16 protein-coding genes and 1 other annotated feature are annotated in these 15984 nt (G+C 55.4%); of the genes, 9 read left to right on the top strand and 7 right to left on the bottom strand.

Features of this window, described 5'->3' with window-relative positions; genetic code table 11:
- Positions 1-535: 535 nt before the first annotated feature.
- The 3 genes from clpB to rluD form a co-directional block, all read right to left on the bottom strand.
- Positions 536-3109, bottom strand: a complete 2574-nt coding sequence (gene clpB, locus CYR55_RS02975) for an ATP-dependent chaperone ClpB (protein WP_101814694.1) — start codon at positions 3107-3109, stop codon at positions 536-538.
- A 127-nt stretch (positions 3110-3236) separates the two neighbouring features.
- Positions 3237-3974: a purine nucleoside phosphorylase YfiH gene (gene yfiH, locus CYR55_RS02980; protein WP_101814695.1), complete on the bottom strand. Its 738-nt coding sequence runs from the start codon at positions 3972-3974 to the stop codon at positions 3237-3239.
- Positions 3971-4951 carry a 23S rRNA pseudouridine(1911/1915/1917) synthase RluD gene (gene rluD, locus CYR55_RS02985; protein WP_101814696.1) on the bottom strand — a complete coding sequence of 327 codons (981 nt, stop codon included), beginning with the start codon at positions 4949-4951 and terminating at the stop codon, positions 3971-3973. The genes yfiH and rluD overlap by 4 nt, the downstream gene beginning before the upstream one ends.
- A gap of 131 nt (positions 4952-5082) precedes the next feature.
- Here rluD and bamD point away from each other — a divergent pair, with 131 nt between their 5' ends.
- The 3 genes from bamD to pheA all read left to right on the top strand — a co-directional run bounded on the left by bamD (position 5083) and on the right by pheA (position 7911).
- Positions 5083-5811 (top strand): outer membrane protein assembly factor BamD, encoded by a 729-nt coding sequence (bamD, locus tag CYR55_RS02995; protein ID WP_101814697.1) that lies wholly within the window; start codon positions 5083-5085, stop codon positions 5809-5811.
- 333 nt (positions 5812-6144) lie between these two features.
- On the top strand, positions 6145-6483 hold the full coding sequence (gene raiA, locus CYR55_RS03000) for a ribosome-associated translation inhibitor RaiA (RefSeq protein ID WP_101814698.1): 339 nt from the start codon (positions 6145-6147) through the stop codon (positions 6481-6483).
- 106 nt (positions 6484-6589) lie between these two features.
- Positions 6590-6714, top strand: a sequence feature (Phe leader region).
- 39 nt (positions 6715-6753) lie between these two features.
- Positions 6754-7911 carry a bifunctional chorismate mutase/prephenate dehydratase gene (gene pheA / locus CYR55_RS03005; RefSeq protein WP_101814699.1) on the top strand — a complete coding sequence of 386 codons (1158 nt, stop codon included), beginning with the start codon at positions 6754-6756 and terminating at the stop codon, positions 7909-7911.
- A gap of 77 nt (positions 7912-7988) precedes the next feature.
- On the opposite strand, the gene tyrA is transcribed toward pheA, so the two are convergent.
- The 4 genes from tyrA to CYR55_RS03025 all read right to left on the bottom strand — a co-directional run bounded on the left by tyrA (position 7989) and on the right by CYR55_RS03025 (position 12283).
- Positions 7989-9110 (bottom strand): bifunctional chorismate mutase/prephenate dehydrogenase, encoded by a 1122-nt coding sequence (tyrA, locus tag CYR55_RS03010; protein ID WP_101814700.1) that lies wholly within the window; start codon positions 9108-9110, stop codon positions 7989-7991.
- A 5-nt stretch (positions 9111-9115) separates the two neighbouring features.
- Positions 9116-10192, bottom strand: coding sequence for a 3-deoxy-7-phosphoheptulonate synthase (locus CYR55_RS03015; protein ID WP_101814701.1), 1077 nt, complete (start codon positions 10190-10192; stop codon positions 9116-9118).
- A gap of 414 nt (positions 10193-10606) precedes the next feature.
- Positions 10607-11671 carry a phage integrase gene (locus CYR55_RS03020; RefSeq protein ID WP_101814702.1) on the bottom strand — a complete coding sequence of 355 codons (1065 nt, stop codon included), beginning with the start codon at positions 11669-11671 and terminating at the stop codon, positions 10607-10609.
- 21 nt (positions 11672-11692) lie between these two features.
- A complete protein-coding gene (locus CYR55_RS03025; RefSeq protein WP_101814703.1) occupies positions 11693-12283 on the bottom strand; it encodes a phage repressor protein CI in 591 nt (196 codons plus the stop codon).
- A 125-nt stretch (positions 12284-12408) separates the two neighbouring features.
- On the opposite strand from CYR55_RS03025, the gene CYR55_RS03030 reads away from it, so the two are divergent.
- The 6 genes from CYR55_RS03030 (at position 12409) to CYR55_RS23905 (ending at position 15946) form a co-directional block, all read left to right on the top strand.
- Entirely contained in the window at positions 12409-12633 is a 225-nt protein-coding gene (locus tag CYR55_RS03030; protein WP_101814704.1) for a MerR family transcriptional regulator, read from the top strand.
- Between the two features lie 6 nt (positions 12634-12639).
- A complete protein-coding gene (locus CYR55_RS03035; RefSeq protein WP_101814705.1) occupies positions 12640-12939 on the top strand; it encodes a hypothetical protein in 300 nt (99 codons plus the stop codon).
- A gap of 34 nt (positions 12940-12973) precedes the next feature.
- Positions 12974-13156 (top strand): hypothetical protein, encoded by a 183-nt coding sequence (locus CYR55_RS03040; protein ID WP_101814706.1) that lies wholly within the window; start codon positions 12974-12976, stop codon positions 13154-13156.
- On the top strand, positions 13141-13371 hold the full coding sequence (locus tag CYR55_RS03045; RefSeq protein ID WP_241522070.1) for a TraR/DksA C4-type zinc finger protein: 231 nt from the start codon (positions 13141-13143) through the stop codon (positions 13369-13371). Before CYR55_RS03040 ends, CYR55_RS03045 begins: the two co-directional genes overlap by 16 nt.
- 37 nt (positions 13372-13408) lie before the next feature.
- Entirely contained in the window at positions 13409-15469 is a 2061-nt protein-coding gene (locus CYR55_RS03050; RefSeq protein ID WP_101814708.1) for a replication endonuclease, read from the top strand.
- A 282-nt stretch (positions 15470-15751) separates the two neighbouring features.
- Positions 15752-15946, top strand: coding sequence for a hypothetical protein (locus CYR55_RS23905; RefSeq protein ID WP_101814709.1), 195 nt, complete (start codon positions 15752-15754; stop codon positions 15944-15946).
- Positions 15947-15984 lie beyond the last annotated feature (38 nt).

Here is a 15984-nt window from a genome sequence, read left to right on the forward strand (position 1 = left end):
AAAAGCTTGATTTGCTAAGTTAATAGCGATGCTCAAAGGTTACTGTTCTAAATTTCTTTAGGTAGTCACTCTTCAAGACTTAATATTTTTTGCATCCGGGGATGCTGATATCGTCTTGTGAGTGCCCACACAGATTGTCTGATAAATTGTTAAAGAGCAGTGGTTACCGTTATCTTTCTCGGTAACGCGGGAGGTGCATATTACGCTTTCCCGCCAGAGAGTCAAGCGTTAATTCTCAAAAGAATTCAGCGTTTCCGCCTGCTTACCTCTCTCTGACCCGGCGACGTGTTGGTCGTTGTTCCCGGTCAGTGGAGGCGCATTATAGGGAGTTCCTGACAGGCTGCAACCCCTAAATTCAGAAAATTATTCAACCGACGAATGTTTAACCAGAAAGTATAAAAAACGCTCCATACTCATCCATTATGGTGCTTTTCTCCCCTATTCAGGCGCTCTATCTTAGTCTTTGCCTCTTTATAGAAGCACCCATATAGAAAAGGGGCCCGACATTGCGGCCCCCTTTTATCTCTATACCTGCTTATTGTTGAGCGACGATGTGTCCGTCAGTAACATCCAGCGTGATAGGTTTACCCGGCAGTAACTTGCCTGACAAAATTTGCTGTGCCAGCGGGTTCTCAATCTCCTGCTGAATAGCACGTTTCAAAGGACGTGCGCCGTAGACCGGGTCAAAGCCAGTCTCACCTAACAACTCCAGCGCGGCATCCGTCAGGGTCACCACATAGCCCCGCTCTTCCAGCCGTTTATAAAGCCGTTCTGACTGAATAGCGGCAATAGACTTGATATGCGCGCGGCCCAACGGATGGAACACAACGACTTCATCAATACGGTTAATAAACTCAGGACGGAAATGATGGCTGACAACCTCCATGACCGTTGATTTCATCTGTGGGTAATCCATCTGCCCGAACCTTTCCTGAATCAGGTCGGAACCAAGGTTAGACGTCATAATAACCACAGTATTACGGAAATCGACCGTCCGCCCTTGCCCATCCGTCAAACGACCATCATCCAACACCTGCAATAAGATGTTGAAGACATCCGGATGCGCTTTCTCTACCTCATCCAGCAGGATGACGGAATAAGGGCGGCGACGCACAGCTTCGGTCAGGTAGCCCCCTTCCTCATAACCCACATAACCCGGAGGCGCGCCCACCAGCCGCGACACAGAGTGCTTCTCCATAAATTCGGACATGTCGATACGCACCATGGCATCGTCGCTGTCGAACAGGAAACGAGCCAGCGCTTTGCACAGCTCGGTCTTCCCTACCCCGGTTGGCCCCAGGAACAGGAAGGAGCCGATTGGGCGGTTAGGATCAGCCAGGCCTGCCCGGCTGCGGCGAATCGCATTGGATACGGCGTCTACCGCTTCATCCTGGCCGATAACCCGCTGATGCAGATCCTGTTCCATACGCAGCAGTTTCTCGCGCTCGCTCTCCAGCATTCTTGAGACCGGAATACCGGTCCAGCGCGCCAGCACTTCAGCGATTTCGGCGTCTGTCACACGGTTACGCAACAGCTTCATGGTCTTGCCTTCGGCCTGCGTTGCCGCTGCCAGCTGTTTTTCCAGCTCAGGGATTTTCCCATACTGTAACTCTGACATCCGGCCGAGGTCACCGATGCGGCGCGCCTGCTCCAGGCTGATTTTTGCCTGCTCCAGTTCAGCCTTGATGGTTTGCGTGCCGGACAGTGCCGCCTTCTCTGCTTTCCACTCTTCTTCCAGTTCTGAATATTCACGCTCTTTTTGCGTGAGTTCACTGTTCAGCATCTCAAGACGTTTCAGGCTGGCGTCATCTGACTCTTTTTTCAGGGCCTGCTGTTCAAGCTTGAGCTGGATAATACGCCGCTCGAGCCGGTCAAGAGACTCTGGTTTAGAGTCGATCTGCATACGGATACTGGAGGCTGCCTCATCGATCAGGTCAATTGCCTTGTCTGGCAACTGGCGATCGGCAATATAACGATGCGAAAGCGTCGCCGCGGCGACAATCGCCGGGTCAGTAATCTGCACGTGGTGGTGCAGCTCATAACGTTCTTTCAGCCCACGCAAAATGGCGATGGTATCTTCTACTGATGGCTCAGCCACATAGACTTTTTGGAAGCGGCGCTCCAGCGCAGCATCCTTTTCTATATATTGGCGATACTCATCCAGCGTAGTCGCGCCGACGCAGTGCAACTCACCCCGGGCTAATGCAGGTTTCAGCATGTTCCCGGCATCCATGGCACCATCGGCTTTACCTGCCCCGACCATGGTATGCAACTCATCAATAAACAGAATGACGCTGCCTTCCTGTTTAGAAAGATCGTTGAGCACGCTTTTCAGGCGTTCCTCAAACTCCCCACGATATTTGGCACCAGCCACCAGCGCGCCCATATCCAGCGAGAGAACGCGTTTATGTTTGAGGCCTTCCGGCACTTCGCCATTGATAATCCGCTGCGCCAGTCCTTCAACAATGGCGGTTTTACCCACCCCTGGCTCACCAATCAGAACCGGGTTGTTTTTGGTACGGCGCTGCAATACCTGGATGGTACGGCGAATCTCTTCATCACGGCCGATGACCGGGTCAAGTTTTCCCTGCTCAGCGCGCTCTGTCAGGTCAATCGTGAATTTCTTCAATGCCTGACGTTGATCCTCTGCATTTGCATCATTCACTTTTTCGCCTCCCCGCATCTGGTCAATAGCCTGGCTGATTTTGGTTGCATCGGCCCCGGCCGCTTTCAGCAGATCGGTTAACGCACCACGATCCTGCAATGCAGCAAGTACAAATAATTCAGATGAAATAAAAGTGTCAGCACGTTTTTGCGCCAACTTGTCACACAGATTCAGAACACGCACCAAATCATGGGAGGGTTGAACATCCCCCCCGGTGCCTTCAACTTGCGGTAAACGGGCCAGGCTCTGCTCAATCTCTGTGCGCACCCGGTTGGCATCTACACCGGCAGATGTCAGTAATGGGCGCACAGTCCCCCCTTCCTGATTAAGCAGGGCGCTCATCAGGTGAAGAGGTTCAATGAATTGGTTATCACGCCCAAGGGCAAGGGATTGGGCATCAGCGAGGGCAAGCTGGAATTTACTGGTAAGACGATCCAGACGCATAACTCCTCCAATACAGGTCAAAATTGCTACTGGAGATTAAATGAGGTCATCCCTCACGTTTTCAAGGTTATCTTGACTGTATATTCGGCGTTTTTTTATGCGTCACGGATCGTCTCGGAGCCGTAGATTATATCAGCCAGATTAAAGTTGCCAGACGCCCGGTCGTACCGTCCCGGCGAAAAGAGAAGAAATTATCTGATTCACTGACAGTACAGCGCTCGCCACCGCTGATGTGGCGGACTCCGGCGGCCTGAAGCCGGATGCGAGCCAACTGATAAATATCGGCCATGTATTTTGTTCCGGCAGGCCGGAAGGCAGCGCCGGTCGCCGGATTTTCGGCGACAAAAGCGGCCCGCACCTCAGCGCCGACTTCAAACGCATCCGGCCCGATAGCCGGGCCAAACCATGCCATCACCTCGTCAGGTGGGCAGCGGAACTGCGTCAGTGTATTTTCCAATACACCGGCGCACAGCCCACGCCAGCCGGCATGCGCAGCCGCCACTTCATCGCCCTTGCGTGAGGCAAACAATACCGGCAGGCAATCTGCTGTCATGACCGCACACACCTGCCCCGGCGCGGCGGTATATACGGCATCTGCCCGCAATGCGGCGGCAGAAGGCGCTTGCCCCTCCAGCCGCAATACGTCAGTACCGTGTACCTGTTCCAGCCAAAAAGGCATTGCCGGCAAACCGGCCAGCTCAACCAGCCGCAGACGGTTTGCCGCCACATCGGCCGGGTTATCGCCTACATGCGCCCCAAGATTCAGCGACGCATAGGGCGGCAAACTGACGCCGCCCGCCCGGGTGGTACTGCAGGCCATCACAGACGCAGGCGCCGCCCAGCGTGGGCGGATCAGAGTACTCATAACCAGTCCAGTTGGTCCTTAAAGGCTTCTGTATCGGCTTTCAGCGCCTCGATCAGATCGACCATATCCTGCGGCAGTGGGGCATGCCACTCCATCTGGATACCGGTGATCGGATGATAAAGGCGCAGCATGGTCGCGTGCAGGGCCTGACGATCAAACCCACGCAGGGTCGAAATAAACTGTTCTGACGCGCCTTTTGGCGGACGCGGGCGGCCACCATAGAGCTGATCGCCCACCAGCGGGTGGTTGATGTGTGCCATATGCACGCGGATCTGGTGGGTACGCCCTGTTTCCAGGCGCAGGCGCAGGCGCGTATGCGCCCGGAAATGCTCCATGATGCGGTAGTGCGTTACGGCAGGTTTACCCATCGGATGCACAGCCATATGGGTACGCTTGGTGGAATGGCGGGTAATAGGTTGTTCCACCGTCCCCCCTGCTGTCATGGTGCCGATGGCTACGGCCTCATACTCACGGGTAATTTCACGCAGTTGAAGCGCTTCCACCAGACGTGTCTGCGCCGGCACCGTTTTGGCTACTACCATCAGGCCGGTGGTATCTTTATCCAGACGGTGAACAATCCCGGCACGCGGGACATCCATAATTTCCGGGTAATAGTGCAGTAACGCATTCAGGACAGTGCCGTCCGGGTTACCGGCGCCCGGGTGAACAACGAGGTCACGCGGCTTGTTGATCACCAGAATATCGCTGTCTTCATACACAATGTTCAGCGCAATTTCCTGGGCTTCCCAGCGGGCCGCTTCTTCTATTTGCGCATCAATGGCCACGGCTTCGCCACCCAACACTTTTTCTTTTGGTTTATTCACCATCTTGCCGTTGACCAGGACCCGATCATCGAGAATCCACTCTTTTATGCGTGATCGAGAATAATCAGGGAACAATTCCGCTAAAGCCTGATCTAAACGTTGACCGAGTTGAGATTCGGCCACCGTTGCGGTGAGTTGTACTTGTTGTGCCATATGCAGCTTCTTCGTTAACGTTGGGTTTTCACGGCGATGCCGTTTAAAATAATGTGCTATTGTAGCTGGTCTTTGCCGGGAACTTAACGGACAGTCTCCCGGAATAACACCCTGAGGATAATCAAAACGTCATGACGCGTATGAAATATCTGGTGGCTGCAGCCACGTTGAGCCTGGTTCTGGCGGGTTGCTCCAGTTCGAAGGATGCGGTGCCCGACAATCCGCCTTCGGAAATCTATGCAACCGCTCAGCAAAAACTGCAGGACGGTGACTTCAAAGGAGCCATCACCCAGCTGGAAGCGTTAGATAACCGCTATCCGTTTGGGCCATACTCCCAGCAAGTTCAGCTGGATCTGATCTACGCTTACTATAAATCTGCAGATCTGCCGATGGCGCAGGCAGCCATTGATCGTTTTGCGCGACTAAACCCGACCCATCCGAGCATCGACTACGTCATGTATATGCGTGGTCTGACAGATATGGCATTGGATGACAGCGCCCTGCAAGGTTTCTTCGGCGTTGATCGCTCTGACCGTGATCCACAGCATGCACGTGCCGCCTTCCGCGATTTCAGCCAGCTGATTCAGAGCCATCCTGACAGCCAGTATGTCACGGATGCACAGAAGCGTCTGGTTTACCTGAAAGATCGTCTGGCGAAGTATGAACTCTCCGTGGCGCAATATTACACGAAACGTGGCGCTTACGTTGCAGTAGTTAACCGTGTTGAGCAGATGATGAAGAATTATCCGGATACGCAGGCAACCCGTGATGCTCTGCCTTTGATGGAGAATGCGTACAAGCAGCTTCAGCTTAACGGCCAGGCAGATAAAGTGGCAAAAATCATCGCGGTTAATCAGTAAAAAAGTGGTAAAAGATGATAATAAGAACGGCAGCCCAGGCTGCCGTTTTTTTTGCTACTTGTTTGAACAATCAATGTGTGGACAATCAGCCTACCTGTTTGAATAACAAACAAATAACACCTGCCTTCATCTTTCAGGCAGTGGGGTTAACTTATCGATAGTGCGTCACCTGCGCTGAACTCTCAAGCATAAATTTTTTAATCTTCGTCACACTTCACATAAACGCGCTCACTGACAAAAAGTGACAAAAATAAGTGATCCCTATCACAAAATCACAGCGCCAGTAGGCTATGCTGAAGGTATCCAAGACGGAAAGACAGAGAGGTAAGTTATATGACAGTCAACATTACCAGCAAACAAATGGATATCACTGATGCAATTCGTCAGCATGTCGAAGACCGTCTCGCCAAACTGGATAAATGGCAAACACAGCTGATTAACCCCCACGTCGTCCTTTCTAAAGAACCCAATGGTTTCCAGGCAGATGCCACCATCAGTACGCCCAACAGCGGGCCACTGGTCGCGAGCGCACGGCATGACGATATGTACGCGGCGGTTAATGAAATGATTTCCAAACTGGAGCGGCAACTTAATAAAGCGCAGCATAAAGATGAAGCGCGCCGGGCAGCGACCTGTATCAAAGAGGTCAACCTTGAGCCTGAAGAGCCCTAATCCCCTCTAGTGAAGACTAAGCGCGCCCGCGGGGCGCGTTTTTTATTGACAAAAAAACGTCAGCAGTTACTTTACATAAGATCAACACATAATCCAGGACGTCTATGTTGCGCCAGCCGCTGTTTTTCTTCGCATTCTTTTTTACCTTCCCCTGACTGGGAGGCGATTCGTCATACGATAAAGAATGCGAAGACGAACAAGAAAAGCCTCCCCCGCGGAGGCTTTTTTTATGGGCTGATTTTGATAAGAAGATAACAAAAGGCAGACATCATGACCGATAACCCTTTACTGGCACTGCGCGAGCGCATCACCGCGCTGGACATCAAATTACTGGATCTGCTGGCGGAACGCCGTGGGTTGGCACTCGACGTCGCCCGCGCAAAGCTGCATACCCACCGCCCTATCCGGGATAAAGCGCGCGAACGCGATTTGCTTGACGCCCTGATCGACGCCGGCAAGCAACGCAATCTGGACGGTTTTTATATCACCCGCTTGTTCCAGCTGATCATTGAAGACTCTGTCTTGACGCAGCAGGCTTTGCTTCAGCAGCAGCTAAACCAGACGACGGTTCACTCCGCGCGCATCGCGTTTTTGGGCCCGAAAGGCTCTTATTCGCACCTGGCAGCCCGCCATTATGCAGCCCGCCATTTCGAACAGTTTATTGAGTGTGGTTGCCTGAAATTCCAGGATATTTTCACGCAGGTGGAAACCGGGCAGGCCGACTATGCCGTATTGCCGATTGAGAACACCAGCTCAGGCTCTATCAATGATGTTTATGATCTGCTGCAACACACCAGTCTGTCTATCGTGGGTGAACTCTCGACGCCTATCGACCATTGCGTACTGGTAAGTACCCCTACAGAGCTTTCAGCGATTAAAACGGTGTACAGCCATCCTCAGCCTTTCCAGCAGTGTACCCAGTTCCTTAACCGCTTCCCGGATTGGAAAATTGAGTATTGTGAGAGTACTGCCGCCGCGATGGAAAAAGTGGCCGCGCTGAACTCCCCAGAAGTGGCGGCGCTCGGCAGTGAGGCCGGGGGGGCGCTGTATCAGCTTCAGGTACTGGAGCATAAACTGGCTAACCAACAGCAGAATATCACCCGCTTTATCGTGCTGGCGCGTAAAGCCATTGATGTCTCTGAACAGGTTCCGGCAAAAACCATGTTGATCATGGCGACCGGTCAGCAATCCGGGGCATTGGTTGAAGCGTTACTGGTTCTGCGTGAGCACGGCATCGTGATGACCAAACTGGAGTCCCGGCCGATTCACGGTAACCCATGGGAAGAGATGTTTTATATTGATGTGCAGGCTAATCTGCGCAGCGAGAGCATGCAAAAAGCGCTGCGGGAGCTGGCACCGATTACCCGTTCATTAAAAGTACTGGGTTGTTACCCGACAGAAAACGTCATCCCGGTCGACCCAAGCTGACGCAAGTTAGCCTTCATAAAAAAGCCACGCTGAAGTTAGCGTGGCTTTTTTTGTGCCGTAATTTTATTGAAATCAGGTTACTGCCGGTTATCGTTGGCTTGCAGCAGTAACGTGCGGCTTTCTACCAGGAAACGCTGGGCATAATCCCCGAACCAGTGTTCAACCTTTTTGAAACTGTCGATGAATGCCTGTTTATCCCCGTGCTCCAGCAACGCAATCGCCTCGCCGAAACGCTGGTAGTAACGCTTGATCAGCGCCAGATTATTCTCTGATGACATAATAATATCAGCATAGAGTTGTGGGTCCTGGGCAAACAGCCGCCCGACCATCGCCAGTTCCAGCCGGTAGATAGGCGAGGAGAGCGCCAGGAGTTGCTCAAGCTGCACATTCTCTTCCGCCAGATGCAGGCCATAGGCGAAGGTCGCGAAGTGTCGCAGCGCCTGAATAAACGCCATGTTCTGATCATGTTCTACCGCACTGATGCGATGCAGACGTGCACCCCACACCTGCAATTGCTCCAGCAGCCATTGGTAGGCTTCCGGTTCACGGCCGTCGCAATAGACCACAACCTGTTTCGCCAGGCTGCCGACATCCGGGCCAAACATCGGGTGCAACCCCACCACGGGGCCTTCATGTACGGCCAGCATGGCCTGGAGTGGCCGGTTTTTCACGGACGCGAGATCAACCAGAATACAGTCGGCCGGCAGTGGCGGCAGGCGGGCGATCACTTGCTCAGTGATATGGATAGGCACACTGACAATCACCATACCGGCGTCTGCCAACAACTCCTCTGCCCGCGGCCAGTCTTCCTGCTCCAGTATCCGTACCTGATAGCCGGAGAGCGTCAACATCCGGCTGAACAGCTGCCCCATTTTACCCTGCCCGCCAATGATGACGATCGGGCGGAGCTGCGGGCAAAGCGTTTTGAACCCTTTGTCATTCTCACTGGAATAAGATTCCCGCATAACCCGACGCAAGACATCCTCAATCAAGTCCGGTGGTACGCCCAGTGCCTGCGCTTCTTTCCGGCGGGAGGCCAGCATGGAGGCTTCCCGCTCGGGCACATAGATCGGCAAGCCATAACGGCTTTTCACTTCGCCCACCTCGGCCACCAGTTTCAGACGCGTTGCCAGCAGATCCAGCAAGGCTTTGTCCACCTCATCGATTTGATCGCGCAATGCGGTCAGCTCAGCCACCATACCTTTTATTCTCCTGCTTTACGTTCGATCAGCGCATTGCCCAGCTGTTGATGCATATCACGCAACAACGTTTCCGTGCTTTCCCAGTTGATGCATGCATCCGTAACCGAGACGCCGTAACGCAACATGTCGCGCGGCTGCTCTGAAGACTGATTGCCCTCATGCAGATTGCTTTCCAGCATCAGTCCGGTAATTGAACGGTTCCCGGCTTTGATCTGGTCGATGGCAGACTGGGCAACCAACGGCTGGCGGCGGTAATCTTTATTTGAGTTGCCATGACTGCAATCTATCATCAGAGAAGGATGGAGTCCTGCCTCACTCATCTGTTTCTCACAGGCTGCCACATGTTCCGCGCTGTAGTTTGGCGTTTTCCCGCCACGCAAAATGACATGCCCATCAGGGTTACCCTGCGTTTGCAGCAAGCAAACCTGCCCTGCCTGATTAATCCCGACAAAGCGGTGCGGCATGGCGGCGGCGCGCATCGCATTGATCGCGGTACCCAGGCTACCGTCGGTGCCGTTTTTAAACCCGACCGGCATTGAGAGACCGGATGCCATTTCGCGGTGTGTCTGTGATTCGGTAGTCCGTGCGCCAATGGCCGACCAGCTGAACAAGTCGCCCAGGTACTGTGGGCTGTTCGGGTCCAGTGCCTCAGTCGCCAGGGGCAAACCCATCCCGACCAGTTCCAGCAGCAGGCGGCGGGCAATGTGCAGCCCCGCTTCCACATCAAAAGAGCCGTCCATATGCGGATCGTTGATCAGCCCTTTCCAACCGACGGTAGTACGGGGCTTTTCAAAATAGACGCGCATAACAATGTACAGGTGGTCACTGAGTTCCTCAGCCAGATCTTTCAGGCGGCGCGCGTAGTCCAGCGCCGCATCAGGATCGTGGATTGAGCAAGGGCCACAGACAATCAGCAGACGATGATCGCGGCCTTTAAGGATGTTGGCGATGGTGTCACGCGATTGCGCAATATTGCGCTGATCGCCGGCGCTCAGCGGGAACTGCTTTTTCAGCTCTTCCGGGGTAATCAACACCTCTTCCGCGCTGATGTGTACATTGTTGAGGGCATCTTTTTGCATTACGTCGGTCCTGTCAGTTATCAGAGGCAGCCGCCCGTGCCGCTGCAATGCCCACACCTTACCACTCCCTGTAAATTATTCAATCCATAATACGTAAATAATAAATTACATCACAGATAAATTTAAATCACTACTACGCATGAGTTTGAATAATACCATTGCTAATAATCTTCATAATCAACGACATGTTAGGATAAAAATTACAAAGATTATTGATGAACATCATAGAAAACACAGGAAGAAAATTAATGTAAATATAATTTTACACGTTGCATTTTCAAGATAACATCAAAGGCACATGCCTGCAGGCTTAATCGCAGAGTGTGCCGCTAATTAGTTAAGACGCATTTCCCTCCCCCCATTGATATTTCAGTAAATTTTATAATTTACAATAGGTTGATAGCTTGTAGGGTATCAGGAAATATCAGCGGGGATCAGTAGGGTGGGCAGAATGTGGTCATTCAGGTCGGCGAGGGGGTTGAGGGTGATCGCTTCTTCGAGGTGATCGGGGGCGAAGTGGGCATAGCGCATGGTTTCGCGGATGTTGGCATGGCCCAGTATGCGTTGCAGCACCAGGATGTTGCCGCCGTTCATCATGAAGTGGGAAGCGAATGTGTGCCGCAGGACATGGGTTTTCTGGCCGTCCGCCAGCGTCAGGGTGGTTAAGGCCAGCACCTGGCTGAAAGCCTGATAGCAGGGCCTGAATAACCGGCCGGAGAGCGGCTCCAGCTCCTGGTAGAGCCAGCGTGGGATCGGCACCGTGCGGTTCTTCTTGCCCTTGGTTTTGATAAACGTCAGCTTGTGCGGCGACAGCTGCGAACGCGTCAGGTTTTCCGCCTCACTCCAGCGTGCGCCGGTGGTCAGGCAGATTTTGACTATCCGTGTCAGGTCGGGGTTGCCGTAGGCCGCGCAGGCTGCCAGCAGTTGGTCAATCTCCGTTCTGGTCAGCCAGGTCATCTCCTTCTCTTCTTCTTTGAAAATGCGCATCCCCTCCAGCGGGTTCGGGGGCGCCCACTCGCCCAGCCGCTTCAGCTCGTTGAACAGCGCGTAAAGATATTGATGCTCCCGGTTGACCGTGATCGGCTTCGCTTTCCATTTTTCGCGGTTGGTATGATGCCCGTTGTCAATTTCACCGCGCAGACGACGATCACGGTAGTGCGCCCACATTTTAGGGGTGATCTGCGTCGCTACCGGGTCGCCCAGGCCGGCGCAGATCAGCCGCAGTTTCCCCATGCGGGATTTGCCGGCCGTGAGCGACTGCCCGTGCAGGTTATGCCACAACTGCACCAGCTCACTGAGCCGGCGGTTGTCCGGTTTTTCGCCCAGCCACGGTTTGTCAGCGGCTTCGCTGAGGCAATAGTTCTCATACGCCACCGCCTCGCCTTTGGTCGCAAACTTTTTCCGCACCCGTTTGCTGCCGCGGCCGTTCAGGTAGAAGTCCGCCAGCCATTGGCCGTCCGGCACTTTTTTTACCGCCATCCCTGCGCCCTCAGTCCGCGATCACAAATTGGGTTCCAGCGTCACGCAGACCTGGCCCAGCGCCGTGACCTCATCCACCCCGCACTCAAAGGTGAGCGCCTGGCGGGTGACCTTCAGCCGGTTGCCGGGTAGCCGGGCGATGTCATACACGTCTACATCCCCGTCGATGTCCAGCAGCCAGCGGCCATTGCCCAGGCTGGTGCTGCCGAGGTCAATAACCCAGGTGTGTGCGCCCCTGACCAGGCAGGCCGGCTCTTTCACGGAGGCATCCAACAGAGAGGGGTCCGCCAGCCAGGTGCCCTCCTCTTCTATGACGCCACCACGCAATCTCAACTTTTTAAGATGGCTTACATTTTCACGCTGAGGCGTTGCGTCCGTGACGGCATCCCGCATCGGCCCCTGGCCGGTCGCCAGCCAGCGTAGTGAGACGCCGGTGTCCAGTGCGCAGGCGATCACCACATCCCCTGGGAAGTAATCCCTTCTGATCCAGGTGCTTATGGTGCCGGATGACAGGCCGTGCAGGTCGCCCAGCTCTTTTTGCATCGTAAAGCCATACGCCTGAAGCATACGCGCAAGTACCGCTTTGCCCCCTTCAAGCTCATTCAACTGCATCTTGCAAAATCCTCATTAACGCAAAATTCCATCTTGACAGCTTGCAAAGTCAAGATTAGAGTCTGGCAGTATCTTAAAATTGATCCTTGATGATACCTATTTTACCCCACTGGAGATCATTCACCATGAATTCTCAAATTGCAATCCCGGGCGGCCCGGAGCTGATGACCTATAGCCAGTTTGCTGATGCCTATGGCTTCAGTATTCCCACCGTAAAACGCATGGTGGCCGCCGGTGATCTGCTGATTATGCCGCGCCTGAAAGAGGGCGGCGCGGCGCGCATTAATATGGTGGCGTTCCGCGCCCGCCTGCTGGCACAGGCGATTAACTGCCGTTACATCGCGGGGTAAACCGCCATGCTGCTGGCCAACGAGGCACAACAGGCGCTGGGAAAACGCTACCTGGCGGCCATCCGCCGCACGCACTTTGCGGCCAAAAACCCGACGCAACAGATTTTTGACGGCGCGCCCGACCACTGGAAGCGGCTGCTCTGCTTTCATGCCGGGTTGAAAGCCCGCCATGTCACGTTGAGTTACGCCGGGTTAACCCAGGAGGAGCGCCGGAGCGTGATTGAGGCGTTGCGATCGCTGATGGCGTTTGCCCGCACGCTGCCGCGCTTTCTCTCCGACAACGACTGCACGCTGCGCTCCCCCTGAGACGCTGACGTTTCCTTATTTACACGAGGTGCTTATGAACCAGACTACGCCGTTATCCCCTGCCGCCTTGCGCGAGCAGCTCGCCCGCCAGGTGGCCGCACGCTTTGAGCAACTGGCCTGTTACATCACCGCCCACGCCCTGCCCCCGGCTGCCGCGGCGGATCTGTTGCGTGACGAGGCCGAACGCCTCAGCCAGCAGCAATGGGAGCACCACTGATGCCGGACTGGGTGGATCTTTCACAAGACCATCAGGCGCGTGCGCTGGTGGGCTACCTTGCCAGGGCGCTGCGCAAACCGGCGCAACCCTCCGCTTTTTTCTGTGAGGCATGTGGCGAACCGATTGATGAACGCCGCCGCCAGATCCTTGATGGCGTGACGCGCTGCTGCGACTGCCAGCAACGGGAAGAGCAACAGCGCCGCCACGTCCGGTAACGCCGTTCCCCTTGCCCCTGTTAAAAGAAGAGCTGTGATGCCTGACTTATCCCGTGGGCGCCGCGCCCCTGCGCCGCCGCCGCCATTTAATGTTGCCGTGCCGCTGCCGTTCAGCGGGGCGTACCCATGGAACCGCCCGCGCCCGGCGGTGTCGCGCCCACGTGCGCTGACCCGCGCGGCATGGCAGCAGGCGGAACAGGCCCTGGATCAGTTGAACCACCTGCCGCGCTGCCTGCGTGCGCCGCTGCTTAACCGCTATCAGCAACTCTTGCAGGAGAACGGCTACCGTGCCGCGCACCACTTCCTGCTGACGGGGTTTGCCAAACGGCTCTGGCCGCGGATTTCGCGCGTGATGGCGCGCCACCAGATGGATTTTGCCGCCTCAGCGCGTTTTACCAACGAGGCAGAGGCTTACCACCAGCTGCCCGATCTCAATGACAAAGCTGTGCGCCGCCTGGCGCGGCGGATTGCCGGACAGTTGCATGAGGCGTATGAGAGTGCCTGCGACGCCCTGCCGCCCGCCGGGGAAGAAGGCCCGGCGCGCTTGCTGAACCCGGAAATTCAGCGCCGCTTGTATGGGCAGGTAGCCCCGCTGGCGCGCGCCTTTAACCTCCAGCCGCCGCACTGGGCCGCCTGGCGCAAAGGCCGCCTGAGCACCCCGGCGGCGCTGGCCGCCATTCTGCGGCTGGTTGACGGTGACTGGTGGGAAACCACGCTGCTGCGCCAACGTACCTGCCGGCGTGAGGCGCTGATGATCGCCGCGGGTTACGTCAGCCGCGCCCTGTCGCCTTACGTCAGCAAACAGGCATTGCGCGACGTCACCGCCCGCCGCCTTTCCAACCTCAGCTACCTGAAGCATCACGAACTGGAGAATGAAGAGACCGGCGAGCGGCTGAACCTGCTGGACACGGTGATGGCCAGCGTCGCCAACCCGGCCATCCGCCGTATGGAACTGATGACGCTGATTGCCGGCGTCGAGCAGACGGCGGAGCAGCAGGGCCATGGCGGGCTGTTTATCACGCTGACCACCCCGGCGAAATATCATCCAATGCGTACGCTGGGCAGCGGGCGGCGGGTGCAGATCAACGCCGCCTGGCAGGGCCACAGCCCGAAAGAGGCGCAGCGTTACCTGGTGGCGGTGTGGGCGAAAATCCGCACCGCGTTTAAGGATAACTGCCTGCCGGTCTACGGCCTGCGGGTGGTGGAGCCGCACCACGACGGCACGCCGCACTGGCATCTGTTGCTGTTTATGGCCCCCCACCAGCAAACGCAGGTTATCGCGATTATGCGCCGCTACAGTTTGCAGGAGGACGGCGACGAACCGGGCGCAGCCGAACGCCGCTGTACGTTCAAGCCGCTGAACCGGGGCGGGGCCGCGGGCTATATTGCGAAATATATTGCGAAGAATATCGATGGTTACGCCCTGGAAGGCGAGAAAGATCACGATACCGGCAAGCCGCTTACCCAGACCGCTGCCGCCGTCACCGCCTGGGCCGCCACCTGGCGCATTCCGCAGTTTCACCCCATCGGCCTGCCGGGTATCGGTGCGTACCGCGAATGCCGGCGCATCCGGCATCTCAGCCTGGCGGGCGAATTTGATGCACAGGTCGAAGCGGTGCGCCAGGCTGCCGACAGCGGTGACTTCGCCGGGTACATCCGGGCGCAGGGCGGCACCAACGTCCCGCGCAATCAGCAGACGGTGCGGGTGGCACGGCGGCATCAGGGTGAGTACAACGCCTATGAGGAGCCGCGCCGCCGGGTAGTGGGCATTTATGCCCCGCATTTGGGTGACGACCGCCTGTTTCTGACCCGTTCAGCCCGCTGGCACATCGTGCCGCGCGCTGCGGCTGGTTCGCCGTTGACGTTAAGCGGCAACGCCGCGCCTTGGAGTTCTGTCAATAACTGTGGGGAGCCGGCGGCGGCAGCGCCTCCGTTTATCCCCGATCTGGTGGTAGGGACGTCGTTGCCCCGCATCAACATCCCCTTTTCCGGGCGATTTATCCCTTTACCGGGGCCGGAAGAGCCGGAAACGGAAAAATATTCGCGTGATCATTGTCACAATTCTGTCATGAATATTTTGAATAAGAACATTCTGTAGTAACCGACTTTTGGACGAAAATTGAACTGATCATTTTCCGGGCAAAAAGGCCGCACAGCCTTGTGCCATCCCGCTTCGGCGAAAGCGGAGGTTAAAAAAAGCACACTTTTTGGCGGCGGATGACTGGTCAAAAAAAGTGCAGGAATAGAAGCCGTTATTATCGGCCAATCAGAGAAAATTCACCGAATCAATACGTTAGGAAATCGTAAAGATTAACGGTATTGACGTGTTTCACTAATTCACTAATACTGTGTTTATACACAGTAACCGGAGGGCGAACGGGTGGAAAACCTGAATAAACAAGAGCTAACGTTGTCCCGCATACAGCTTATTGCAGATATTTCCCAGACTGCACAATGTAATCAGCAGGAATTTCTGATGGTGATGTCGCTGATATCCGATCTGGCAGGCCAGGTCTTACCGCATAACCATTCAGACGCCGTGTTCTATAACGTTATTAAGGATGATAGGCACTAGATACAGGATCAACGCTGAGAGTCCGGCGCTTACACCTT

This window comes from Chimaeribacter californicus, from assembly GCF_002858675.1.
Classification (GTDB): domain Bacteria; phylum Pseudomonadota; class Gammaproteobacteria; order Enterobacterales; family Enterobacteriaceae; genus Chimaeribacter; species Chimaeribacter californicus.